The organism is Dendronalium phyllosphericum CENA369 (assembly GCF_016056275.1).
Classification (GTDB): domain Bacteria; phylum Cyanobacteriota; class Cyanobacteriia; order Cyanobacteriales; family Nostocaceae; genus Dendronalium; species Dendronalium phyllosphericum.
Genome location: NZ_JAECZA010000007.1, coordinates 71,847 through 96,069, shown reverse-complemented (window position 1 = coordinate 96,069; position 24,223 = coordinate 71,847). Strand labels below are relative to the sequence as shown.

Genomic DNA, 24,223 nt, shown 5'->3' with positions numbered 1-24,223 from the left:
CTTGTTGTACCGTTTAACCAATGCGTATATCCATGTTCTGCTGTAGCCTGTTATTTCTTCTACTTCTTCCGTCTTTTTTCCTTGTGCTAGTAACCATATAATCTGGTATTGGTGACTTTCTACTGGGTCTTTCCCCTGACGGTAAAGCTGTTCTAACTCAGCAATATCTAAATGCCTGGCTATACTAATTCGTTTCGGCATAGTTCATCGTTTTTATTCCTACTTTTATCATAAGTAATTATCCGAACATGATATGAGTTTTTTATTCGCCAATGACCCCGAACACAATTAGCAAATTCTTCAACATTTTCGATAAGACTACAAAAAAATTTAAGAAGTACAAACAGAGTTAGCATAAATCGCCATTTGCGATCTATTACGCAAATTGAGGCGGTTTAAAAGGTGAGTTACGTGGGTTTTCACCGTCCCTTCAGTAATGTAAAGTTGTTTAGCGATTTCACGGTTAGTTAAGCCTTGGCCAATTAAGCTCAACACATCTTGTTCGCGTGGAGTTAATTCAGTTAATTCTTTTTGGACTGGCTTTGATGTAACAGTCTCTGGGTCTGGGACATTAGCCATGAGCTTTTCCATTAGTCCTGGAGCTAGTTGAGTATATCCCGAATGCACAAACCGAATCGCCTGTGCCAACTCTTGCGAAGGCATATCTTTGAGTAAATAGCCCTTCGCTCCCGCACGGATGGACTGGGCGACATACCTATCATCATCAAATGTACTTAAGACTAAGACTTTGGTCTGTGGATATTGCTGACAGATAATCCGTGTGGCTTCTCTGCCATCCATCACAGGCATACGCACATCCATCAACACTACATCCGGTTGTAAAGCAGCTACCTGCTCAATGGCTGTTTCACCATTATCAGCAGTTCCTACCACTTGCAAATCTGGTTCCAGCGTTAGCATAGCTTTCAGACCTTGGCAGATTAAACTTTGATCGTCCACCAGTAACAAGCGAATCATGTCAGGTGCGATTTTACTTAGGTCAACATTATTTAATCTACCAATATGAGGAATAGAATTTCGGATTATTTTTTTAGATATATTTACTTATCTTAAACACTCCTCATATCATGTCTGCTCAATCGCTTGTTCAAAAAATTCCCTGCGCTATTAGCGTCTTCCTGTCCCCTGAAGTTCTGTTCGTCGTTAGCGAAGCCATCGGCAAAAACCCCCGCTCAAACTTCTGTTTGCGTCAGTCTCAACTGTCTGGCCGCAATGGCAATTTAACTATTATCCTACAACCACAATCAGGCTCGGTTTCCAGATGAAAGTCACCTTCTAAGGCAGCGACTCGTTCTCGCATCCCTTGAATGCCAAATCCAGTAATTTTTTCGTTGAAATTGAATCCCTTACCGTTATCCTCAACTCGCAGGTTTATACTGTCGTTGGTTGCAACGATCTCAATTTTGACTTCTGTAGCTTCTGCATATTTGAAAATATTAGTCAAGGCTTCCTGAACAATTCGATATAAAGTCCTGACTACAGCCAGTGGTACAATTACTTCTAACTTGATTTTAGTAGTGGGAAACAAACCAGTACTTTGACGAAAATCTTCCACCAAAGATGCGATCGCATCTTCTAAAGGTTGCTCGTCTGGCACATCTTCTCGCAACGCCCTCACAGATTGGCGCACCTCCTTCATTGCTATTTCTGCTAGCCGTTGAGCTTGAGTCAGAAATGACTCGGCCGAAGCTGGGTTAACAGACCAAAGTCTGATTGCTGTTTGGATCTGCACGTTGAGAGCTGTCAGCGCGTGACCTAAAGAATCGTGAATTTCGCGGGCGATGCGGTTACGTTCTTGGACAGCCGCCAAGTCTTCTATTTGCAAAGCATACTGTTGCAGTTGCTCGTGGGCAACACTGAGTTGTTTGCGCGTCTTTTGCTCGATGAGCAATATATTTACTAATTGCAAAACTAAGAATAATCCCAATGCAAACATCAACATTTCTGCCAATTGATGCATCCAAAATCGCTGTTGTTGTTCCGGTGGCACTGCCAGGATAACGCTTTGAAGATACTGTTCTTGATGTACCAAAAACAGAATAAAGCACAAACCTGCCACAATTAAGCGCCCGCACGATCCAAACAAAAAGCAACTGCGAATCATCACAATTAGATACAGCGTTGGCAATATATGGAGATATCCCAATGCTGTGCCGCTAAAAATCAAAGTAATTGCGATCGCAGTATATAACACTTTGACCCAGAGACGACCGCTTGGTAATCTCAAACCCATTAAACCAAGCAAGACCAAGATCAGCACATGTTGAATTGGTATACCTCGGTTTTCTAGACCTTCAATTACAGCGAGTGAAGCACAGCAGATGAGCATCACCCATTCGGTGTAAAGCAAAAAGCGAAAAGGATTAGGGCGGATGGAAAGTAACAGGTTCATAGAAGTACCTGGATGCAAAGCTTTCTTTCATTAAATACTCTTAACTTAATCTCACTAAAATAAGCTGGGGGAGATGGGGAGGCTTGGAGAGTAAAGCGCAATTACTAGTAACTCTTACTACTATACTTCTAAATAAGTAGCTTGATTTTATTGTCTCCCCCAGTACCCCCGCTCACCTAGCTTGCCTCAACAAATAACTAAACTTAGCGTCATTCTACTCTTAACTTTATCTTTAGCACCATAGCAATTCAGATGTTTATAACTTTCGTTGTAATAGATGTTTTGACCCACAACGAAAGATATAGAGATATTTACTTAGCACAAAACTAAAGTCATAAATAATTTATCTAATTAGTTGTGGTGGAATGCGAGACGTTTTTCAGATGTTTATCTTTGGCTGAATCTCTACGATAAATGCAGTTCGCACAAGATTAATTTGCAATTCTCAAGGAGAACTATGTCGAAGATGATTGGAAACGACGGCAATAATATCGCTTTTGGTACAGCCTACAACGACTTTATTGATGGCAAGGAAGAAAATGACTTTATCTTTGGATTTGGGGGTAGGAATGGAGTTTTTTCGAGGACATCCTTTAAACGTACGTATGTACTTACTCCACCGCTAAGTCATAGGCTCAGATGGTGTTTTGCGTGAATAAGCGTTGTCTATTAAGCTTTTAGACAATTTTTGCGTCAGCCGATCTCAAAGAATGCATATTCTGATTTTAGTTATCCCAATGAGTAATACAGAAGTGTAAATTCGGCTTTAGCTTTAAGTCGTTAATTATGCTTGCTCGTAAACAAAGAGTCGATGAGTTTTTTCAATGATGTTCTTTTGCCGCAACTGGGTTGTCTGTTCTAGTGTTTCATCGCCTTTCAATGTCTTGATAGCTTTTAAGTAAGCTGCATTTTTATCCACTGTAATGACGTGCGGCAATTAGGTGTGAAATGCTTTCAAGACTCTGCGGAAAAACCATTCTGCTGCCTTACCATCTCATTCACTTTTTGTCACAGAGAAGTACAGCATATAATCTGGAGGAAGTATGGATAGTCTCATAGATAACCCAGGCATAGGTCTCAAACTCTTAAAAAACTTGAGTCCTCAGTCAGAAAAAGGGACTCCCCAGTATTACACCCAAAAACTAAAGCATTTCTTACAGCTACAGATCGATCAACTAGCAGCTCAACCGCAGATTCAATGGACGAGAGTGGTTTATCAAGATCCGCAGATGTCCAGTCAACAAGTTCTTGAAGCCTCTCAAATGCCTTTTGCTTTTGCGAAAGAGACCCTAGCTTACTTACAGAGAGAAGGTTGGTTAACTAGTGTTTCATCCGCTCTCGCACTAAAGCCGATTGATTCAGAAACAATAGAAAAAGGCTTTTATTATTGTCATTTTGGTGAATCAAGTCAATCTAATCAATACTTATTATTATTTGCTAACGGGCCTTTATCACATACTCATCGGCAATTCATCAAGCGAACGGCTGCCAGTATCGGTGAATATTTAGACGAACATCAACAAAACTGGCAACACCGCCAGAAGATTCAAATTTTAGAACATCTTATTCAACGAGTGGGGCATCAATTACGTCATCCTTTGGGTTTAATTAATCTCTACGCTCATAATCTCAGTCGTCTTTTGCCTACGAGTAAAGAGCAAGAACAAGCTTCAGTTATTTGCCAGACTGCTCGTGGCTTAAATCAAACTCTCACTGAGATTATGCAGTCTGCAAGCAGTAAAAAGTTGCAGATTGTACCGCAGGATCTCCGTAGTCTCGTTTATAAAACGCTAGAAGATTTTCAAGGCTGGATTTCAGAGAAAGATATTCAGGTTTGTTGCACAGATCGCTCGCTGACTTTGAAAGTCGATCCACTTCAAATCAAACAAGCGATCGCTAATTTATTGAGTAATGCTATTCATTTTAGTCCCCAAGGGGCAACAATTTTCATTGATTGGCAAGAGCAGCAGGGCGATGTTTTGCTCACCTTGAGAGATGAAGGCCCCGGTCTTTCCTCAGAGGATTTACAGAAGCTATTTGAGCCTTTCTATACTCGTCGTTCAGAGGGAACAGGTTTAGGATTAGCCATTGCTCAAAAAATTGTACTCGACCACGGAGGAAAACTATGGGCAAGAAATGCACCCCAAAAAGGTGCAGAATTTTCCATCAGCCTACCTCGATTGATTTCATCCATTGACTTATCAAAGGAGAATGCCGCATGTTAAGCCAAGTCGAACAAAGCAAAACCCTATCGACACTTTTAGTCGATGACGATCGCCAATTTCGGACTGGAATCAGAACTTTCCTCAGCCTTTCTCAGATTCAGGATAGAGCCATTAACGTGATTGGAGAAGCGGATCATCCCGCTCTGGCTTTATCCCTTACCAAGGAACATACTCCCGACTTAATTCTAATTGACATGGAATTAATTGAGGGAGATGGTCTCTCCCTTTTACAGCAGCTGCGAGACAGCAATGCATCGAGTAAAACCCTTGTTCTATCGGGTCATCAAGAAGACTACTGGATTTATCAAGCTATGCAATTGGGGGCGAATGGCTATGTATTTAAAGGTCAGGTTGCACAGCAGTTGCTAGATGCGATCGCCACTGTTATGCAGAACCAAATCTATTTACCACCTGAAGTTGCCACTGGCTTCTTTAGAAAATTCCAAAAAACCCAAGCCTCATTACCCTCACAGCTCGGTCAGCCCTGCAACCTGTCCGAGAGAGAAAACGATGTTTTATATTGGCTCGTTCAAGGAGCCTCAAACGATGAAATTGCCAAGCAACTCTACATTTCAGTGGCTACTGTTAAGGTTCATCTTACTAATATTTTTTTAAAGCTACAAGTAACAAGTCGGACACAAGCCATTGTGGTAGCCATCAAGATGAATCTGATTCAATCGTAATTGCGTTCAATCATTTTGGTTTAGCCCTAAATACTGAGAATATTTTATGCCTATTGTTAATTCTAATACGCTAGCTAAATTCTACCAATGTACCGAAAATGCGCCTCTGGGCTGTCGAAAGCCGATAGAAACTACTGAGAAGATACCGGGTGCTAAGTTTTGTCTGGAATGCGGATTCCCCACGACATTGCCAGTTCCAACTCAACTCCGGGGCAGCTTAGGCATTTATCGCATTTCTGAAATACTTAGGTCTCAGGGAATGGGACGGCTTTACAAAGCAACTCAGACTAGCAATGGTCAATCCGTTGTAGTGAAGGAGTATTTACTGCCTAAGCAATATTTTAATGCTGTAGAAGCACAACAGCGCAGAACAGCCTTAGATCGAGTCACCAAGGGCAATTTAACTACCCCAAAGGCTCGGGAGTTTCGCTTGGTCAGTCCATCAGATATCATTGCCGATTCATCTAGCGATCGCGTCTATCTGATTTTTTCCGGCGAAATCGCCGCACTTCCTACCTTGAAGCAGGCTTTAACAGAGACAGGAGCCTTTTGGGCATCGCGAGTGCGACAAGTCCTAAATCAAACGCTACAATCGCTACATTTCCTCCATAGTCAGCCATCGAGTTTTGCCTCCCAAGCAACAGGAATTGCCCACGGCAACTTGGGGCTTGACAGCTTGGTTATCAGCGATAACGGCTATGTCTATATCTGCGATCTGGCATCCTGGGAGCAGCTTTTTGTCCCCGCCCCGCCCCAAGTGTTGTTACCGCAACAAGACTTAATCGATCTGGGAGCGATCGCGTTTGCTCTCTGGACGGCTGAAGGGATTCACTCTGGCTCTGACACACCCCTAAATCCCCGCGAGGCTCAACACTGGCCCCAAGACGATCCGCCCCTGAAAGATTTTTTGCTTCGTTTGCTAGGGTTAGAAACTCCGTTCAACTCTGCGGCAGAGGCACGTCAAGCTTTGATTAAACTGCCTCAACCGGAAACGGTTGCTGGTTTTCAAGGAAATCTTAACCCATCGCCAGCGAAATCGAAATCTCGCAAGTATTGGCTTTTGAGTTTACTTGCTTTGCCTCTATTGGGAGGGCTATTGTGGTTGCTATTGCCCCGATTGATGTCAAATTCTTATGCAGAGATGACTAGCTTTAAGCAGCTTTTGCCATCGTTTGCAGATGTTAATGGTATTGTGCCAGGACAGTATCCCTATACAGGAGAAGCGCTGGGAACTTGGACAATAGTCTTGGACAAGAAGCCCGCAAGCGATCGCAAAATTAGAGAGTTCCTAACCCAGCCCAAGTTAGATACGGCAGCTATTTTTAGCTACCGAACTTATGCCCCTCAACAGTTTCCACTCGATGAAGTTCTCGCAGCAAACGCCAAGGCAAATTTTGCGATCGTCAGTTTATCAACCCAACTGCCTGAAGGGTTAATTCAAGAAACCATTGCCTACGATGGTCTTTTAGTCTATGTACCTGCCTATAAAAGTCAAAATCTACCAAGTGCGTTGCAAGGCAAGATTAGTCTTGTCCAATTGCAGCAAATTTTTACAGGGCGACTTACCAACTGGAAACAGCTAGGTGCAAATTTTCCTGACCTGCCGATTAAACCCTATCGACCGAAGGAACCTGAAGCATTACACCTGTTCCAACAAAAAGTTTTAGGCAACGATCCGAGTCTGATTGCCCAATTTAATCAGATTGAGCAACGTTCAACCTTTGATACCTTGCGCTCCATCGCAGTTGGAGAAAAGCAGGCGCAAAAAACTGAAGCTGGCTCAATTAGTTTCGGACTGTTGACCCAAACCTGGGATCAATGCAAGATTTACCCCCTAGCTATTGCCCAAGAAAATGCAGACCCAGTACAACCCCTGCTGAGAGAAACCACCAACGGCACAATGCAACCTATTTCTCCGTCAGACAATCTCTGTCTAGAGAAAAAGCCCTTGCCTAATATATCGGCTTTTCATACGGCAACCTATCCACTCAGCACGTCGTTAATTATTGCCTATCCTAGAGATAATAATTTGCCTGGGCATGTATCGGGGCCGCTCTTCGCTAATTTTCTTAAAACTCAAGATGGGCAGTATCTCCTTCAGCAAGCAGGTCTTGTGCCACTGCAAGCTGCACCTAAAAACTACACTTTATCGTCATCTATTCGCAATCGTTAGGAAGCGCAATTACTATGGCCCAAACTCATCGTTGTCCGGAACCAAGCTGCTCTTTCTTTAATCAGGTACTACCGCACAACGCTAAGATTTGCCCAATGTGCGGTACTTCCTTAGCACAGGCAGTACAAGCCCCTGCTATGGTAGCCTCGGCAGCCCACCATGCTCAAATTTCGGCTCCTTCGCCTCAGTTATCATCAAAAATCAATAACCAAGAACGTCCTCAGTTGAAGTTGCTTCATCCCAACAAACAAAGTTTTGTATTGCTTAGGGAGTCTGGCACCATCGGTCGTCAAAGTCTAGCTAACGGTATGCGACCTGACATAGATTTAACAGGACTGCCCCATGCAGGTATCATCTCTCGCACCCATGCTCATCTGTACTGGGATCTTGCTCAACAAGCTTACATGATTGTTGATGATAGCCGCAATGGTAGCTACCTTAATGATAAATTATTACCTCGTGGAGCGCCCCATCCATTGAATCATGGAGATAAATTACAGCTAGGTCAAGAGCAGTTGATTTGCTTACAAGTTGAGTTAAGCGATAATTAAATTTAAATTGCAATGTATGAAACTCATCTTTGTTTAGTTAGCAAGTGAATCTAGAGTTAGAATATTAGTTTTGCAACTTTCTTCTGAGATAAAACATAAACCAGGGCGCTTAAAATATTATTAGATAGCAAAAAAGAAAGCGATCGCTTTCTTTTTTGCTACAATTTCATAATCTAAAAAGCCGTTAGCAAAACCAGTGGTAAAACTAACAGCATTGAGAGATTTAACTGTACTTTATGTCACAGAGTTTCACGTTTGGTTGGATAAACCTTGTCATTCTCCGAAAAGTTAGAAAACCATATTAGAACTATCTGGTATTTCATCCATCACTTTAATGAGTTGCTACAGATTTCTGGCTATCTATCCTTACTTATTTAGGACTAATAGACAGTTTTCATTGCTCTAGTTTTCTTTCAATGAAGTGACATACTCTCAATTAATATTTGGTGTTTTTATCTTGGCGCTCGGTTGTTGTTTGCTGGTTGTTTGTTGTACTTTGATTAAATGGTTTATCAACTGCTTCTCTGATTTTAGATTCAGCAATATCGGTTATTTTGTATCTCATTTGATCTGATAGCCTATCAAGAAATCCGCCGAAAACTCTAGCAAAAAAGTATCCAATTGACTCCATGATTTTCACCTCATAGTTGAAACGATATTAGAGAGTAGCCTCAATTAAGTTGATACTAGTTCAGTAGACTATGAAATGTGAATAGACTTATGTCTATTTTAGAAATAGTTGAAAAGAGTTTTTTGTCAACAATATCTAGATAGACCTCTTGCACGAATATTTAATGAATTGAATTGGTGGCTGTATAAACTAGATTTTTCAACTTCAATCATACATTTAGCCTACGTGGTGCGCGAAGCACAGTGCAAGCGCGATAGGCAGGCTTTGTTTGTGTAGCCCCAGACTTGCAATCTGAGGGGATAATCGTATTCATGCAACAGGTCTATTAACCTAACATACGGATTTTTAACCGTAGATTAGACTTGTTATCAGTTATTCGATTTTTTTCTACAAAACTCGCTTTTTTCCTTTCACTCTTACTTTATTGTTCCATTTCTTCCTTTCTTTTTTCCTCCGATCCGGTAGATTCAGTTCCAGAACCTGTATCTATTTCTGAATATTCTTTTGGACTTTTTTCTCCTTTGTTATCACTTCTCTGGAATACATATTCATTAGATACGAGATTATCATGACTTTCTGCCTTACCAGTTATTGTATGTGAGAATCCTTGCGATCCATATCTCTCCTTTATACCTTTACGCTTCTCCTGTAACTTGTAGCCTAAATCCTGAGTGTCCCTGACAAATTTGCCTCCATATCGGCTGTTCCTTGTATGCGCTGCTGTTTGTACTTTTCCTTGCTCATTTCCTTGCTCATTTCCTTGCTCATAGGTTTTACTGGAGGGTATCGATAAATGGATTTTTCCTTCATCTGTTAATACGTCAAGCGCTGATTTTGCAAAACTGTGTGAAAGTTTCTTTGCTGATTTTCCTTTTCTCTTCCCACGAGGATGATGGAAGTAGGCTTTATCAAACTTCTCAGTACCAAGTTTACTTTCCTCACCATGATACTGTTTCAGCTTGGTCGCATCAATGCCATGGCTGATTTTTGCTCCCATCTTCCGTAATTCTTGTATATTTGCCGCTGCTTCGCTACCTTCTTTAAAAAGTTCGTGGTTTTCTGGTTCATAGCTTGTCGCATGAATTCCTTGTGCCGTATCTGGATGCTTTTTCGCCATAGCTAAACTGGCACTGAAGTTTCCTTCTCCTACAAACAACCTCTGTTTGACACGTTGGCCAGAGCTTTCTGCTGCTACGCCACTTGGGGCATCTGGTATCTCTTCTTGCGCTGGTTGTTGCGCAGGACGATGAGGTATATTGCCCAAGTTAAACTGTGGCGAACTTCCTGACCCATGCTGCCTATCCGTATTCCGTTGTCCTGGATTCTGCCTCGCAGCCTCTTCGCCGCTATCGGAACCGGGAGAGGGCCTTTGTTTTCTTTTTCTCGATTCTTCTTCACGATCCATTTTATGTATCCTTATACTGATTAATTACTAAGGTTGTATGATACAAAAAAGCTTTTCTATTACTAGTACACAGTGATGACTGAGAATATCTTGTTGCCTACTGCTCACATAACAGTCCATAAGAGCGTAGCTCTTGAGCAAACAATTTCATTGCGACTTTAAGTTAGTTTCTTTTAATTCATATTATTGTTTAGCTTGAGCATTTAGATTTTAGTTTTAGGGTACATTTATAGGGTAATTTCAGCCCTTTTCTAAGCATATAGACCTTCGGCTGATAAAATTTGTGCGATCGCCAGATATCCTAAACTTATACCTGAATTTTAGGGACAATAAGCATGGTAAACCTAACAGACGAGCAGCCAAAGTATTTAGGTACAGGCTTATCTTTCCCATTGCAAAGCAATGTGCAGGGAGGACTAAAGCTAAGTGCTGAAGCTCAGAAAGTCAAAGAGGCAATCTGGTTAATTTTGCGTACTGATTTAGGCGAACGTGTCTACCGTCCTGATTTTGGTTGTCGCCTATCAGAACTAGCTTTTGCCCCCTTAAATAACGATACTTTACTCAGAATTCGCATTTACGTACTGGAAGCATTACAAAAATGGGAGCCTCGAATTGACGTTGATGAAGTTCGTGCAGATCCCGACACTGCTGGACGCGTTAATATCAGCATTGACTATCGTCTCAAATCTTATCCCGACCCCTACAGTTTTGTTTATCCGTTCTATTTAGTTTCAGAGGTGGAGAATAGTGAACTTTGACTTTTTACCTCGGCTTCCCAGTTCTCGACTGGACGATCGCAACTTTGACGATTTAGTAGAAGAATGCCTATTACGTATTCCCCGCTATTGTCCGGAGTGGACTGACCATAATATTAGCGATCCTGGGATTACCCTGGTCGAGCTATTTGCTTGGCTGACTGACCAGATGCTGATGCGATTCAATCAGATTCCCCGCAAAAACTATGTAGCTTTTCTAGAACTATTGGGAATCCGTTTACAGCCGCCGACTCCGGCTCAAGTCAGGCTGACTTTCTACCTCAGCACTCATTTTTTGGAAAACTATACCATCCCACGCGGAACAGAGGTGGCAACAGAGCGCACTGAAACTCAAGAAGCTATCATTTTTACTACCGATCGAGACCTGATAATCGCTCAACCGACTATAAAACATATATTGTCCGCACCAGATGCAGGTAATACTCCTCAATCGCTCCACGATCGCACCGAACAATGGCATCGTCAACATGACGGTCTTACAGTAACTCACGAATTTGAACTATTTCCGCAAAAGCCGCAGTCTGGCAATAGCTTTTATCTCGTAATTGAACCTGATACCAGCTTAGAAGGAAATGTGTTGGCGATCGCCTTCACAGGAGCGCAAGGTACGCCTACAGGCATCAATCCAAAGCATCCTCCCCGTAGTTGGGAAGCCTGGGACGGCGAATCATGGGTAAAGGTACTCTTGCGGGAAGCAGACGACACCACCAATGGCTTTAGCTTTGATGAGAATGCGGGAGATGACGATAGCTTCGAGCAGAGTGGTGATGTAATTCTACATCTGCCCGAACGCTGGCCTACAGCCAGTTTTGCTGCCTATCGAGGTCGTTGGCTTCGCTGCACCCTCAGCGAATTTAGCAATCGCCAGCCAGGATATGCAAATTCTCCTCGGATTAAAACAATTGCCATGCGTTCCATTGGCGGATCGGTGCAGGCTAATCAGTGCGTTCTGGTAGAGGAGGAAATATTAGGTATCAGCAACGGCAAGCCAGGGCAGAGCTTTGAAATTGAGACTGCACCCATTCTAGAGCGTCGGGGAGGGGAGCAACTGCTTATTCTTCCCCTAGGGAAGCCTCCCGAAATTTGGCAGGAGGTGGAAGACTTTGCTGACTCAACCCCCCAAGATCGGCATTATGTCGTTGATGCCTTGGCAGGTACTATTCAGTTTGGCCCGTTGATCCGCGAACCTCAAACGCTGAAAAAGCAAACCCAAACTCGTGCTTATCAACAGCAAGTACTACCAGCAGAGCGATCGCCCAGTCGAGACCTGCACGAGCAAATGATTGAGCAACAGTATGGGGCAATTCCTCCCCGTGGTGCTGAGATTATGTTTACCTATCGTACTGGGGGCGGTAAACAAGGAAACGTGCAGGCGAACAAGCTAAGTTTTATGAAGACGGCAATTCCTTATATAGACCGCGTGACCAATCATCATGCTGCCGTCAATGGTGCTGATGCCGAGTCTTTAGAACGAGCCGTCTTGAGAGCGCCGCAGATGCTGCGATCGCACGACCGAGCCATCACGGCTGCTGATTTTGAAGCCTTAACTCTCAAAGGCAGCGGCGGGGCTTTAGCCCGTGCCTTGACCTTACCGATGTCCGCAAATCAAACCGCTGGGAGCGTCAGCGTGTGCGTTGTACCTCAAGCCAATACCGATTTGATTGACTTAGGACGCGGGATTGCTCCAGAAAACTTTAATTTAAATTCGGCTCTGCGCGATCGGGTCTTGCACTATTTAGACGAAAGACGTTTGCTAGGGATTCAGGTACAGCTAGAGCAGCCTAACTATGTGGGCATATCGGTTCAAGCCGAAGTCACCTTAGAGCCTGCCTATAAGAACCCAAGCGCTCAGGCCGAGATTATCCAAAAACTCAAAATCGCGCTCTATCGCTACCTCAATCCTTTAACTGGCGGCCCAGAGATGACGGGCTGGCCCTTTGGTCGCCCCCTTTATCCGTCAGACATAATGGCTCTCCTTCAGCAAATAGCAGGAATTCAATATTTGGGCGCTATTTTACTGTTTCCTATTCAAAAAAATGGAGAATCTTGGGAGCGGCAAACAACGCCTGTAAACTATATAGATCCCGGCTCCTTGGGTTTATTCTGCTCCTGGGCAGATCCGCAGGCGCGCACAGGACATGTTGTGAATGTTCTGACAGACCAATCTGCGGTGAGGATTTAGGGTATGATGCCAGCACTGACCTCCAAATCAATTAGTCTTCAGATTTCTCCGATGCAGATTTCTGCAACCACCTCCCAAGGGGGTAGTCGGATGCTGGGAACTGAAGCCACAGAAGGCTCACAACTCCAATCTGAAATTGTGGTTCATCCAGGAGAACTCTGTCGGGTTGCCCTTGAGATTAAAAACTGGGAGTCTCAACCTCAACACCTCACCTTAAAGCTAGATGGGACGTTTCCTTTGGAATGGTGTCAGGTGCAAACGGATGTTAAAACCGCGCCTCAATTCGGGACGGCCCCAGAGCAGAACTCAGTGGCGCAAACGTCAAACACTGCAATGGGGGCTGCCATCGACTTGGTAACGCTAGAAGTAGCTGCTAAGAAAAGCAGACATGCTGACTTATGGTTTCTGATTCCTGACGATTTTTTTGAGGGGCAAGATGCCCTTGAGGGGAGTAAGGAAAAGCAACTCAACTTTCGAGGTTGTCTGAGCCTGAGTCAAGGGTCAAGTCTAAATCCGATACAAGAATCCAACTTTGAGCTAAATGTTCGACCGCAGAGTACTTATACTACTTTTTTGCCGATAGTTTATCAAGAAGTTGACTACATTCATCGCTTCATCAAAATTTTCGAGCAAGCGTTCGATCCGGTAGTGAATAGCTTCACTTCAATGTGGGCGCATCTAGACCCTTTGACTGCACCTCAAGCGCTCCTGCCGTTTTTAGCTCACTGGGTAGACTGGCCAATTGATGCACAGCTAGATTTAATCCATCAAAGGCGGCTGATTCGACGCGCCGTAGAAATTTATCGCTGTCGCGGAACCCGTAAGGGACTTCGATTCTATCTACATTTATATACGGGTTTACCGCTCGACGAACAAATTGACCGAGAAGAAGATAAATCAATCAGCATCACCGAACCCTTTGGTCAAGGATGTGTATTTGGATTAGCCCATGTGGGAGAAGATGCGATTATTGGCGGTGGTAAGCCCTATCACTTTGATGTACGCTTGCGCGCCCAGCCGAACAGCCCAATCGACGAGCAGCTTGTCCGGCGAATAATCGAGCAAGAGAAACCTGCATTCTGCTCTTACAGCCTGCGGATAGAAACAGACTAGATAAAAACAGCTCGTTGTTAAGCATTCACCTAAAACTTATTCAACCTAATTATTGTATTGAATTGCAAATATCTTTATGACTCATCCTTTTCCCAACCCAGCGATCGCTCCTATGCAACGCCAACAAGTTAGAGATGGTTTGCTCTTAACTGCCGAGCGTTGGCAACGCGCCCATGACTATCAGCGCAAACGCCAAAATCTTCACTATCAGTCAATCAATCAGCCAGGGATTGTTTGCGGGTTAGGAGTACGGGTAATTCCAGCCCCAGAAGAAGTTGCCGCTCAATATCGAGACAATCGCTGGGTGCAAATTCAGCCAGGAATTGCCATCGATTTAGAAGGAAATCCGATTGTCGTGCCCCATCAAATCAATTTTCGGATCGCAACCGAGTTAAAGGAGTCGGAACCTGTCACTGTTTATTTGGTTGCTCAGTATCGAGATCCCGATCGGTTGGGGGTAAGTCCCGATCGCGAAGTCGTACAGGAAACCTTCAGAATTGACGAGAGAAGCCGTCCCCCTGAGCGGTCAGAAGTGGAGCTTTGTCGCATCCTGTTGCGATCGTCCCAGCAGGAATTGCTCCGCACACCTGCCGATGTCTTTTTTCCGGGATACGGCGATTTAGACTTGCGTTATCGCCGTCAAGCGCAGGCAAGACCCCAAGGCTTAGTTCAAATTGCTGAAATCAACACCGATGATGAAGACTGTAGCCGAAATTTTTTCAATCTCACCTACTTACTGCGCGCAGTTGAAGATATTTATCCATCCTTAAAAGGTGCAGAAACCGTTGAGCGAGCCACTTTGGATGGAGATCTCCATCCTTACGAACTGCTATATCTAACTGGGCATCAGGGTTTATCGCTAAATAACCTTCAATTCTCGAAGCTTTCAAGCTACCTGAAATCAGGAGGCACTTTGCTGGTCGATGCCCCCGCCCAGAGTACAGAACTGATTCAATCAGTCCAGACAATAGCTCAACATTTACAAACACCACTGAAGTCTTTACAAGAAGCTCGGCGCGACCATCCCTTGCGGATAAAGCCGTTTCTATTTTCTGCGTTGCCAATAATGGATGGAACTAGAATTCAACTGTTATCTGGCGGCGGAATTATTCTAGCGATCGGCAATCTGGGCGGATTATGGGGTTTGGACGAACAATTGCAGCGATCGCGAACTGACATCAGAACTGCTCAAGAGTTAGGCATAAATATCCTACATTTTGCTTGGAAACGCAAACAGACGATAAATTTACAGTCTGAAGGGGGCACTGTTGCATAAACTCAGTCAGATTAAGGGTTTCAAGTGGAATGTCATTCTTGTTAAGCTGAGGGAGTAAACAATAATTACTAGTAACTATCCCTTTTCTGTCACTTTCCGGGTATTCTGAATAAAAGAAGAAAAAAGAAAACCCTGAAAGGTAAGTGGGGCAATGGATGTAGAGTTCCAAATCCTGAAACACTTAGCAAGAGATGCTCACCCAACAGTTGCCCTCATAGATGAATATTGTGCAGAGTACAAAGTACCTGTTCAAAGAAGTAAGGTAAGGATTCAGGTCTAATATTGCGGAAGCAAAGAAGGGCGAGACAGACAATTATTAGAGTCAGCTAGTAATGCTTGTACAAAAAAATCAATTACAGACCTGCCTTGACGACGACAGGTTTGCACCACCGTCAACAAATTAGCAGTGTGTTGAAACCTCTGCATCGAACGGGAGCCACCACTAACTTTACGTTTTGTCACAGCCAAACGAAGCGATCGTTCGGCCTGATTGTTATCAGGAGGAATCTCAGGGTAGTCAAGAAAATACCACCACTGATGTGCTTTATCGCGTAAAGAGCGCAAAAGGTTTCCTGCTGTAGCCCCTGCCAAGTTAATCCACTGATTGAGCGTTAGTTGTAATTTAGGTTTGAATTGATTGACCCAATCGTTGTAACTAGTGGAGTCAAGAGTTTCAACCCATTGGGCGTAATTTTTAAAGGCTTCATCAATTAAATCAATAAAAGCTTCACCGATAGCTTGGTTGTGAAGACCTGGAATTTGAATTAATTGTTTGAAGTGACGACGTAGATGAGCCAAACATTTCTGCTGGGCAAAAACTGGATAGCCATTGTAAACACGCTCAATCGTCGCTGATAATTACGCCTTGATATTGAGTTCCTAAAATTGCTGATAATTCTGCTCGCTTTGCGAGTATCAGCCGCTGTAAATAAACAGAACTCAGAATTAGCCACTACCCACAACCATTCTTTGACTCCTTTAACTGACCAAGGCGTTTCGTCCACATGAATATTAGGTTGTGTCTGTTTTACCCAACTACTTAATTCGCTAACACTCGGTTCAATTGCTTGTTGTATTCGTTCATTGGTTGCTACTAAAGTTCCTAACCCAATATCAATCTGCCCAAGTTCCCAAAGCATTTCTTGTTGTTTCTCATAGGGCATATGTGCATAATTATTTGCCCATCCTAAAAACGCCTGTAATCTCATCCCTAAATCTTGTCCGGGGATGATGTCTTGTGGCCATTGCGCTGTTTGTAAATTTCCACAGCACTCACACACATCGGTTTGGCGTTGATACTCCACTATTTCGATGGGATTTTCCACTAATTGCGCTACTGAGTGTTTTTCTACTTTTACTGCCACAGATGCAAACCCTTTATTACCACAACAGACACAATTCAATGGTCGTAAGATTTCATAACGATCTACTCTGCCAAAACCTTTACGAGTTTTCCCCTGATGTCCTGGTTGCCCGCCTGGTTTTCTCTTGGGATTATTTGATTCCTCTTGAGGTGGTGCTTTTTTGTTTTCGCTCTTTTTGTAGATGTCCCCAGATGGCGGTTTTGATGAAGTTTTACTGTCAATTTTTAAGCTTTGTTTGAGCCGTGCTACTTCCTCTTGCAACGCCTTGATAATTTCTACCAACTGTTCCTTTGACAATTGGTTTAGTTCTTCTTCTGGAATGGCTTTTACTGTCTTTTGGCTTATGACAGTGATGCTCTCGCACTCCTGTCTCCTTTGTCAACTAGGTTCCACCTGAATCCTTACGCTGGATAGCGAATAAAAAGTCTGGACTTATAAAAAGAAAACGCTTAGTCCACTGGCTACCGCATGATGTGGTATAGCCTTGAGCATTGAGCATACCTTGTCCAGGCTGCTCGCAGGCAATATATTTTGGCGGCTCTATCTGTAGCCGACTTTTAGAGAATTGGTATTACTCTTGTGTCCGATCGCGTTCCTGCTTTTCTGCTTCCAGAATCGCTAATAAAAGGGCTTCTTCCTGAATTTCAAACTCTTCTTCCGGAATTTCTCCCATATCAAAAGCAAGTTGCAGTGCAAGAAGCTGCTTGCTGAGATTTTCTTTATCATCAATTTCAGTACTCGCTTGTTCTAAAATTTTTTCCCCAAGCCACGTTACACCCATTAATGGGCCGGTAATCGGTAATAGTAAAAAGCGCAGAACCATATCAGTTTACACTCATGTGGATTTATTAAAATTGTCCTCGCAAGACCGTAATCATGCTGATGACATAAATATTAAACATTACTTATCTTGTGTTGATGCCAAAATGCGTGGGATTTGAGTCCAGTTAAGGCTTATTGACATCCGTATTTTATATATCCGATGTACAAAAAATTACTTTTTTATAAAATTCATATTGAGGAGGTACTTAGAGCTTGACAACAGTATTAAATGCATCTCCCCAGCGATTTGTCAATACCCCTGCTATTCAACGCATCGCTCAACGTGCTTTGCGCTATTTACAGTCAGGTTTTTCGGTACATTTACGTGGCGCGGCCGGAGTCGGAAAAACTACTCTGGCAATGCATCTAGCTGATTTGCTCAACCAGCCTATCATCCTCTTATTTGGAGATGATGAGTTTAAAACCTCAGACTTGATTGGTAATCAGTTAGGTTACACCCGTAAAAAGGTTGTTGATAACTTCATCCACAGCGTTGTCAAAGTTGAGGATGAACTCCGACAACACTGGGTTGATGCGCGATTAACTCTAGCTTGTAAAGAAGGATTTACGCTGGTTTACGACGAATTCAATCGATCGCACCCGGAGGTAAATAACGTTTTACTTTCGGTACTTGAGGAGAGGTTGTTAGTATTGCCAACAAATCAACAGCGAGCAGAGTATATCCGGGTTCATCCTCAGTTTCGGGCAATCTTAACATCAAATCCTCAAGAGTATTGTGGAGTCCATGCAACTCAGGATGCTTTGATGGATCGTGTTATTACCATCGATATGCCTCCACCTGATGAACTAACTCAGCAGGAGATTGTAATTCAGAAAACAGGCATAGATTCTGAGAAAGCAGACAAAATCGTGCGCTTAGTGCGGATGTTTTGGAGTCGCTCTGGCTCTGGACAAGGCGGTGGCTTACGTTCCTGCCTAATGATCGCTAGAATCTGCCACGAACACGAAATTTCCGTAAACTTTGAAGAGCCTAACTTCCAAGATATTTGTGCCGATATCCTGCTTACTCGCACAAATCAACCTCGTATGGAAGCAACTCGGCTACTGGAAGAGGTTTTGCGTGAATTGTATCATAGTACAAATACTCAATCTCAGTCGGCAGAGATAATACCAGACAGCCAAAATCAGATTGTATTGGAACAACGAGTACCTTACGAGTATGAAGTCTATAACTACTTGTGCAAGTCTCCAGGAAGGCGTTTCTCTGATTTGGCAGCAGAATTAGGGATCGATCGCAGTCAAATTGTAGCTGCACTCAAGTCTCTTAGAGAACAGGGAGTATTAGTACAAATGCAGGGCAATGCCGAGCCGCCAAACGTATCACAAACAGTTGCTTTTGATTCTGGGCATTTAATAAACAAATGAGTACTAATACTAACCGGGGAGTTATTACAGCAACTCAGGGTTCTACCTTGGCAGATATTCTCGAACGGGTTTTAGATAAAGGCATTGTGATCGCAGGAGATATTTCTGTTTCCGTTGGCTCTACAGAACTGCTCAACATTCGGATTCGTTTGTTGATTTCTTCTGTTGATAAAGCCAAAGAGATTGGAATTAACTGGTGGGAGAGCGACCCCTATCTAAATAGTCAAGCTCGTTCCTTATTAACAACTAATCAACAACTTCAAGAGCGTGTTGCCAGTCTAGAAACAGAACTGCGATCGCTCAAAGCACTCAATCCTATTAATCCTCAGAATGCAGGCGATTAGCAAATCAAAAAATTCGGATTCAGGTTTAGCACCGTTGTTACTGACGGTTGTTGAACTGATACGCCAACTCATGGAAGCTCAGGTGATTCGGCGAATGGATGCTGGCAACCTCAGCGACTCTGAGTTAGATCGGGCTGCCGAAAGCCTGCGACAGCTAGAACAACAGGTTGTTAAGCTTTGCGAAGTCTTTGATATTGACCCAGCCGAGCTAAATATTAACTTGGGTGAAATGGGAACTTTACTTCCCCAATCTGGAGGGTATTACCCTGGCGAAACCTCTAGTCAACCCTCTATTCTAGAACTCCTCGATCGCCTATTAAATACGGGTGTAGTAGTTGAAGGTGACTTGGACTTAGGACTGGCTCAGTTGAACTTAGTTCATGCCAAGTTAAGATTAGTACTCACCTCTAAACCCCTGTAATACCGATTTTGGATTTTAGATTTTGGATTTTGGATTAAAAGCCTTTACTAGTAAGGTGTTCCAAGAATTTAAAACAATACTTGCTATCCCATTTTGGTGTAACTTTTTATCCACATTGTTATTGGTAATACATTTCTATGAGTTATGGCTTTTACATTTATGGAATTTTGACCTTGCCTGCTCCAGAAAACTTAAATTTGGAAGGGTTAGATCGGCAACCCGTACAAATTAAAATTTTGGATGGTTTTGCAGTAATCTACTCCGAAGCACAGCAAGAGCGTTATTTGGCAAGCCGTCGTAACTTGCTAAGTCATGAGAAAGTCCTTGAGGAAATCATGCAAGCAGGCGATGTCTACGACGGGCTACGCCAACGCAATTTACTTCCTGTACAATTTGGACTTTTGGTTTCTAGCTGGGAAACGTTTTCACAACAATTAATTCGTCCTCATCAAGAAGAATTGACGCAATTACTTGCCAAGTTATCCGGCCGCCGAGAAGTTAGTGTCAAAGTTTTTTGGGATACCGAGGCAGAAATTCAGGGATTGTTAGCAGAAAATCCAGATATCAAAACCGAAAGGGATAAATTAGTGGGTCAACCTCTGAATATAGAGCAGGTAATCCAAATAGGACAAGCCATCGAACAAGGAATGAGCGATCGCAAACAAGGCATCATAAATTTATTTCAAGGCACGCTCAACTCCATTGCGATCGATGTGGTGGAAAATAATCCCCAAATGGACACAATGATTTACAACGCAGCTTACCTAATTCCTTGGGAAGCAGAATCACAATTTAGCGAACAGGTTGAAGCACTCGATCGCCAATTTGAAGAACGTTTGCGAATTCGCTACAACAATTTCACCGCTCCCTTTAACTTTGCTCGTCTGCGATTATTCAGTTCCAACTAAACAGCAATAAAAATTGAAAATCAAAAATTATTGAAACTTTTAATTTTTTTTGCAAATTAAATTGGAAATTAAATTTTTCTCTGCCTTTTATTTAAGAGGATGTTTGAAAATTCCTCTTATAGGTAGCAAAACGTTTTAGATCCCCCTAAATCCATGCCAGTTGATCATGGGGTAAGCCCCCAAGACCGTACTGGCTCCCCTTATAAAGGGGGACTTTGATTCTAGCTCCCCCCTTTTTAAGGGGGGTTAGGGGGGATCTAAGAGTGCCTAAAATCGCAACGAAACTCTTTTCAAACAACCTCTAAGTAAAATCAATGGACGACATATTTAAAGGATTTGAACAGCTACTAGAAATTGCCAAAGCTTTAGAAGAAAAAGCAGAGAAAGGAGAGTTAAAAACTTCTATTCAAATTCGCTCTCATAATCTCAGTAGTATTCCCCGACAAGGCAATATTCCGAGAACAAATAATTCCAGTCGAGTCCGATCCAATTCCACCGATGCAGCTACACCAATGGATGATGCTGATGTCACCCCCCCATCAGCTAAGACGAACTCAAAAGCTTCTTGGCAAGGTATCGGTGGTTTGGCTGATGTTCTCAAAGAAATCAGAGAGTTAGTTGAAATTCCCCTAAAACGTCCAGATTTATTGGCGAAATTAGGGTTAGAGCCTCCGCGTGGCGTTTTGCTAGTTGGCCCCCCCGGTACGGGAAAAACTTTAACAGCCCGCGTTTTAGCAGAAGAGTTAGAGTTAAACTACATTGCCATCAATGGGCCAGAGGTGATGAGCAAGTATTACGGGGAAGCAGAAGCTCGTTTGCGAAGCATTTTTGAGAAAGCAACTCGTTCTGCTCCCTGTCTGATATTTATTGATGAAATTGACAGTCTCGCCCCAGATCGCAGCCAAGTAGAAGGCGAAGTTGAAAAAAGACTAGTGGCGCAGTTGCTGGGGTTAATGGATGGGTTTGCTAAAACCGAGGGCGTACTCGTACTAGCGGCAACAAATCGTCCCGATCATCTCGATCCGGCCCTGCGTCGTCCGGGACGCTTCGATCGCGAAGTTCATTTTCGCGTTCCCGATCGCAACGGACGATTGGAAATTCTCACGATTTTAACAAATGCCATGCCTTTGGAGACTGCGGTTGATTTAGGAGCGATCGCCGATTTGGCCGTCGGTTTTGTCGGTGCGGATATCAAAGCACTTTGTCAAAAAGCAGCCTACATTGCCCTTCGTCGTCAAGTCCCTTCGCTCAACAGTTCCATTCCTGAAAACATGACTATCATGCAACAGGATTTTCTCGAAGCAATTAAGGAGATAAAACCCTCAGTTCTCAGGTCTGTAGCAGTTGAAGCACCAAGTGTCAGTTGGGATGACATTGGTGGTTTGGATGATGTGAAACAAAAACTTCAAGAATCTGTAGAGGGCGCACTCCTTTACCCTGAACTATACGAACAAACCAGAGCCAAGCCTCCCCGTGGGATTCTGTTGTGGGGACCGCCGGGAACGGGAAAAACATTACTTGCAAAAGCGATCGCTTCCCAAGGTAGAGCTAACTTTATTGCTGTGAATGGCCCGGAATTACTCAGTCGATGGGTAGGAGCCGCAGAACAAGCAGTCAGAGAACTCTTTGGCAAAGCTCGACAAGCAGCACCTTGCGTTGTGTTTGTAGATGAAATTGATACTTTAGCACCAGCACGGGGACGATTTAGTGGTGATTCTGGAGTTAGCGATCGCGTTGTCGGTCAACTGCTCACCGAACTGGATGGGTTGCATGAATGCCCGAAAGTATTGTTAGTAGGAGCAACCAATCGTCCAGAAACCCTCGATCCTGCCTTACTTAGAGCCGGAAGATTAGACTTACAAATCAAAATCGATCTACCAGATAGAGCCAGCCGATTAGCGATTTTACGAGTTCACAATCTAGATCGTCCCCTAGTTGATGTCGATTTAGAAACCTGGGCAACAGTTACCGAAGGTTGGAATGGGGCAGACTTGGCTTTATTAAGCAATCAAGCAGCTTTAAGCGCAATTCGTCGATACCGCGCCCAGGGATTAAGCGACTCCAGCCTGATTCAGATTACAAATGATGATTTTCAAGTTACATATCAGATGCTTGCTAATCAGCATCAATCTGAATAAAAAGGGAATGGGGAAAGAAACCTTTTTGATGTTTGGTTGTGAGATTTTTTCGTGATTAGCTGACTTGAAAAAACGCAGAAGTTCAAAGCGAAAGCTACTTATACCGTTTTTTTTCTTTGTGAAGCTGCGCCAAATTCTTCTCCATACCTCTTTTCTTTGTGTCCTTTGCGGTTCGTTTAAATATCCCAAATTTATGTCAATATACGCCTATGCTCTTTTAGTACCGATCGCATCACCGCTTGTTCTACCTGTAGGGATGGAAAGGAATACCGAACTCGTTTACTCTTCTGGTTTAGCCGCGATCGTAGAGCCGGAAATCTCACTGGAAGCATTACAAGCAAGCGATGAGCATTTACTTCAAGCTGTATTAAACCACGATCGCGTGATTCGAGAACTTTTTCAACAGACTCCCCTTCTTCCCTTACGCTTTGGGAGCGGTTTTACCTCGCAAGAAAAACTGCTGAATCATCTAGAAGAGCAGCAAGAGCAATATCTAGAAACCCTAACTCAGCTAAGAGACAAAGTTGAGTACACTTTAAAAGCTACACCCCGCGATCTGCTTGATGAGTCTGACACTATTGATACTAGAGGAAAAGCCTATTTGTTAGCGAAAAAACAACGCTACCAAACACAGCAAGCATTTCAAGCACAACAATGCGAACAGTGGGAACTCTTGCACCAGTTAATTCTCAAAACATATACAAATGTTATCTGTGAAACTCAAAAGCCAGATGTGCGGCAAATCCACTTTTTGGCACAGCGCAACGATTCAACGCTCAGTACGCAGCAGTTTTCCCTCTGGCAGATACAATGCTCGCACTGGCAATTGGTACTGAGTGAACCTCTACCACCCTATCATTTTCTGAAAAATACTCTCATATAAATTTATAAAAAATGATATTTAAAGTTTTCAAAGAAACCATAAAGATGAGATATTTTTTTATTTAATTATTTCTAGAAAAATATTGTTAACTTTTTAGTATTTTTTTATTTTCTTTTATTTATCTTATATTTTTGGGAACAATAAATCCAGGAAGAACAAAACACATTGTGTAAGTTTTACCTACTGCTCGATCGGAGCAATATGAAACCAATAATTAGAGTTATGTGAGGAAAACAAAATGGCTGTTGAAAAAGTTAACTCATCTTCTAGTCTAGCTGAAGTTATTGACCGCATTTTGGATAAAGGAATTGTAGTTGATGCTTGGGTACGTGTTTCTTTAGTTGGTATTGAATTACTAGCAGTCGAAGCTCGCATTGTAATTGCTTCAGTTGAAACTTACTTAAGATATGCGGAAGCAGTTGGTTTAACATCTCAGGCTGCTGTTCCATCTGCTGCTTAAAACATCACATTAGAAAAAGGGAGTCTTCATCAATACCTTCACCAAGTTTTGAGAACGCCCACAAAATAA

Annotated in this window: 22 protein-coding genes and 1 pseudogene; 15 read left to right on the top strand and 8 right to left on the bottom strand. The window is 43.0% G+C overall.

Translation table 11 applies throughout. The annotated features are described in order from the left end of the window. From I8752_RS03515 to I8752_RS03495, 4 genes are all read right to left on the bottom strand, one after another. On the bottom strand, window positions 1-201 hold a 201-nt coding region (locus tag I8752_RS03515), incomplete at its 3' end, for a helix-turn-helix domain-containing protein (protein ID WP_214430943.1). Window positions 202-330: 129 nt separating this feature from the next. Next, window positions 331-978, bottom strand: a complete 648-nt coding sequence (locus tag I8752_RS03510; protein ID WP_214430942.1) for a response regulator transcription factor — start codon at window positions 976-978, stop codon at window positions 331-333. Window positions 979-1,216: 238 nt separating this feature from the next. Beyond that, window positions 1,217-2,413, bottom strand: coding sequence for a sensor histidine kinase (locus I8752_RS03505; protein WP_214430941.1), 1,197 nt, complete (start codon window positions 2,411-2,413; stop codon window positions 1,217-1,219). Window positions 2,414-3,197: 784 nt separating this feature from the next. Beyond that, window positions 3,198-3,350: a DDE-type integrase/transposase/recombinase gene (locus I8752_RS03495; RefSeq protein WP_214430939.1), complete on the bottom strand. Its 153-nt coding sequence runs from the start codon at window positions 3,348-3,350 to the stop codon at window positions 3,198-3,200. Window positions 3,351-3,456: 106 nt separating this feature from the next. Between I8752_RS03495 and I8752_RS03490 the strand changes: the two genes are divergently transcribed. Genes I8752_RS03490 through I8752_RS03475 form a run of 4 tightly spaced genes read left to right on the top strand, consistent with a single transcriptional unit; the run spans window position 3,457 to window position 8,045 of the window. Beyond that, the gene (locus I8752_RS03490; RefSeq protein WP_214430938.1) at window positions 3,457-4,638 is read left to right on the top strand and encodes a sensor histidine kinase; all 1,182 of its coding nucleotides are present in this window, start codon (window positions 3,457-3,459) and stop codon (window positions 4,636-4,638) included. Then, on the top strand, window positions 4,632-5,321 hold the full coding sequence (locus tag I8752_RS03485) for a LuxR C-terminal-related transcriptional regulator (RefSeq protein ID WP_214430937.1): 690 nt from the start codon (window positions 4,632-4,634) through the stop codon (window positions 5,319-5,321). The genes I8752_RS03490 and I8752_RS03485 overlap by 7 nt, the downstream gene beginning before the upstream one ends. Window positions 5,322-5,367: 46 nt before the next feature. After that, window positions 5,368-7,494, top strand: coding sequence for a substrate-binding domain-containing protein (locus I8752_RS03480; protein WP_214430936.1), 2,127 nt, complete (start codon window positions 5,368-5,370; stop codon window positions 7,492-7,494). Window positions 7,495-7,508: 14 nt separating this feature from the next. Next, on the top strand, window positions 7,509-8,045 hold the full coding sequence (locus I8752_RS03475) for an FHA domain-containing protein (protein WP_214430935.1): 537 nt from the start codon (window positions 7,509-7,511) through the stop codon (window positions 8,043-8,045). Window positions 8,046-8,481: 436 nt separating this feature from the next. Here I8752_RS03475 and I8752_RS03470 read toward each other — a convergent pair whose 3' ends face one another. Both I8752_RS03470 and I8752_RS03465 read right to left on the bottom strand, forming a co-directional pair. Beyond that, complete coding sequence (locus I8752_RS03470) at window positions 8,482-8,676, bottom strand: hypothetical protein (RefSeq protein WP_214430934.1); 195 nt, start codon at window positions 8,674-8,676, stop codon at window positions 8,482-8,484. Between the two features lie 421 nt (window positions 8,677-9,097). Then, window positions 9,098-10,081 (bottom strand): Rossmann-like fold-containing protein, encoded by a 984-nt coding sequence (locus I8752_RS03465; protein ID WP_214430933.1) that lies wholly within the window; start codon window positions 10,079-10,081, stop codon window positions 9,098-9,100. Window positions 10,082-10,416: 335 nt separating this feature from the next. Between I8752_RS03465 and I8752_RS03460 the strand changes: the two genes are divergently transcribed. From I8752_RS03460 to I8752_RS03445, 4 genes are all read left to right on the top strand, one after another. After that, the gene (locus I8752_RS03460) at window positions 10,417-10,839 is read left to right on the top strand and encodes a GPW/gp25 family protein (RefSeq protein WP_214430932.1); all 423 of its coding nucleotides are present in this window, start codon (window positions 10,417-10,419) and stop codon (window positions 10,837-10,839) included. Continuing rightward, the gene (locus I8752_RS03455; RefSeq protein ID WP_214430931.1) at window positions 10,829-13,039 is read left to right on the top strand and encodes a putative baseplate assembly protein; all 2,211 of its coding nucleotides are present in this window, start codon (window positions 10,829-10,831) and stop codon (window positions 13,037-13,039) included. Before I8752_RS03460 ends, I8752_RS03455 begins: the two co-directional genes overlap by 11 nt. 3 nt (window positions 13,040-13,042) lie before the next feature. Further along, entirely contained in the window at window positions 13,043-14,152 is a 1,110-nt protein-coding gene (locus I8752_RS03450) for a phage tail protein (protein WP_214430930.1), read from the top strand. Window positions 14,153-14,228: 76 nt separating this feature from the next. Further along, window positions 14,229-15,428: a DUF4159 domain-containing protein gene (locus I8752_RS03445; RefSeq protein WP_214430929.1), complete on the top strand. Its 1,200-nt coding sequence runs from the start codon at window positions 14,229-14,231 to the stop codon at window positions 15,426-15,428. Window positions 15,429-15,704: 276 nt separating this feature from the next. Here I8752_RS03445 and tnpC read toward each other — a convergent pair. Both tnpC and I8752_RS03435 read right to left on the bottom strand, forming a co-directional pair. Further along, window positions 15,705-17,137, bottom strand: a pseudogene (tnpC, locus tag I8752_RS03440) (IS66 family transposase). Between the two features lie 226 nt (window positions 17,138-17,363). Continuing rightward, window positions 17,364-17,615, bottom strand: coding sequence for a gas vesicle protein GvpG (locus I8752_RS03435; RefSeq protein WP_099068605.1), 252 nt, complete (start codon window positions 17,613-17,615; stop codon window positions 17,364-17,366). A 212-nt stretch (window positions 17,616-17,827) separates the two neighbouring features. On the opposite strand from I8752_RS03435, the gene gvpN reads away from it, so the two are divergent. From gvpN to gvpA, 7 genes are all read left to right on the top strand, one after another. Further along, the gene (gvpN, locus tag I8752_RS03430) at window positions 17,828-19,000 is read left to right on the top strand and encodes a gas vesicle protein GvpN (protein WP_214430928.1); all 1,173 of its coding nucleotides are present in this window, start codon (window positions 17,828-17,830) and stop codon (window positions 18,998-19,000) included. Next, the gene (locus I8752_RS03425) at window positions 18,997-19,344 is read left to right on the top strand and encodes a gas vesicle protein (RefSeq protein WP_214430927.1); all 348 of its coding nucleotides are present in this window, start codon (window positions 18,997-18,999) and stop codon (window positions 19,342-19,344) included. The genes gvpN and I8752_RS03425 overlap by 4 nt, the downstream gene beginning before the upstream one ends. Continuing rightward, window positions 19,331-19,765 (top strand): gas vesicle protein K, encoded by a 435-nt coding sequence (locus tag I8752_RS03420; protein WP_214430926.1) that lies wholly within the window; start codon window positions 19,331-19,333, stop codon window positions 19,763-19,765. The genes I8752_RS03425 and I8752_RS03420 overlap by 14 nt, the downstream gene beginning before the upstream one ends. A gap of 137 nt (window positions 19,766-19,902) precedes the next feature. Beyond that, window positions 19,903-20,673: a gas vesicle protein GvpF gene (gene gvpF, locus I8752_RS03415; protein WP_214430925.1), complete on the top strand. Its 771-nt coding sequence runs from the start codon at window positions 19,903-19,905 to the stop codon at window positions 20,671-20,673. A 314-nt stretch (window positions 20,674-20,987) separates the two neighbouring features. After that, window positions 20,988-22,811 (top strand): AAA family ATPase, encoded by a 1,824-nt coding sequence (locus I8752_RS03410; RefSeq protein ID WP_214430924.1) that lies wholly within the window; start codon window positions 20,988-20,990, stop codon window positions 22,809-22,811. 193 nt (window positions 22,812-23,004) lie between these two features. Next, on the top strand, window positions 23,005-23,694 hold the full coding sequence (locus tag I8752_RS03405; RefSeq protein ID WP_214430923.1) for a GvpL/GvpF family gas vesicle protein: 690 nt from the start codon (window positions 23,005-23,007) through the stop codon (window positions 23,692-23,694). Window positions 23,695-23,932: 238 nt separating this feature from the next. Then, a complete protein-coding gene (gvpA, locus tag I8752_RS03400) occupies window positions 23,933-24,154 on the top strand; it encodes a gas vesicle structural protein GvpA (protein ID WP_086756007.1) in 222 nt (73 codons plus the stop codon). Window positions 24,155-24,223: the final 69 nt, after the last annotated feature.

Coding starts and splice junctions, on each gene's coding strand:
- I8752_RS03510 (WP_214430942.1), bottom strand. CDS start 978: ATGATTCGCTTGTTACTGGTGGACGATCAAAGTTTAATCTGCCAAGGT.
- I8752_RS03505 (WP_214430941.1), bottom strand. CDS start 2,413: ATGAACCTGTTACTTTCCATCCGCCCTAATCCTTTTCGCTTTTTGCTT.
- I8752_RS03490 (WP_214430938.1), top strand. CDS start 3,457: ATGGATAGTCTCATAGATAACCCAGGCATAGGTCTCAAACTCTTAAAA.
- I8752_RS03485 (WP_214430937.1), top strand. CDS start 4,632: ATGTTAAGCCAAGTCGAACAAAGCAAAACCCTATCGACACTTTTAGTC.
- I8752_RS03480 (WP_214430936.1), top strand. CDS start 5,368: ATGCCTATTGTTAATTCTAATACGCTAGCTAAATTCTACCAATGTACC.
- I8752_RS03475 (WP_214430935.1), top strand. CDS start 7,509: ATGGCCCAAACTCATCGTTGTCCGGAACCAAGCTGCTCTTTCTTTAAT.
- I8752_RS03470 (WP_214430934.1), bottom strand. CDS start 8,676: ATGGAGTCAATTGGATACTTTTTTGCTAGAGTTTTCGGCGGATTTCTT.
- I8752_RS03465 (WP_214430933.1), bottom strand. CDS start 10,081: ATGGATCGTGAAGAAGAATCGAGAAAAAGAAAACAAAGGCCCTCTCCC.
- I8752_RS03460 (WP_214430932.1), top strand. CDS start 10,417: ATGGTAAACCTAACAGACGAGCAGCCAAAGTATTTAGGTACAGGCTTA.
- I8752_RS03450 (WP_214430930.1), top strand. CDS start 13,043: ATGATGCCAGCACTGACCTCCAAATCAATTAGTCTTCAGATTTCTCCG.
- I8752_RS03445 (WP_214430929.1), top strand. CDS start 14,229: ATGACTCATCCTTTTCCCAACCCAGCGATCGCTCCTATGCAACGCCAA.
- I8752_RS03435 (WP_099068605.1), bottom strand. CDS start 17,615: ATGGTTCTGCGCTTTTTACTATTACCGATTACCGGCCCATTAATGGGT.
- I8752_RS03425 (WP_214430927.1), top strand. CDS start 18,997: ATGAGTACTAATACTAACCGGGGAGTTATTACAGCAACTCAGGGTTCT.
- I8752_RS03420 (WP_214430926.1), top strand. CDS start 19,331: ATGCAGGCGATTAGCAAATCAAAAAATTCGGATTCAGGTTTAGCACCG.
- gvpF (WP_214430925.1), top strand. CDS start 19,903: ATGAGTTATGGCTTTTACATTTATGGAATTTTGACCTTGCCTGCTCCA.
- I8752_RS03410 (WP_214430924.1), top strand. CDS start 20,988: ATGGACGACATATTTAAAGGATTTGAACAGCTACTAGAAATTGCCAAA.
- I8752_RS03405 (WP_214430923.1), top strand. CDS start 23,005: ATGTCAATATACGCCTATGCTCTTTTAGTACCGATCGCATCACCGCTT.
- gvpA (WP_086756007.1), top strand. CDS start 23,933: ATGGCTGTTGAAAAAGTTAACTCATCTTCTAGTCTAGCTGAAGTTATT.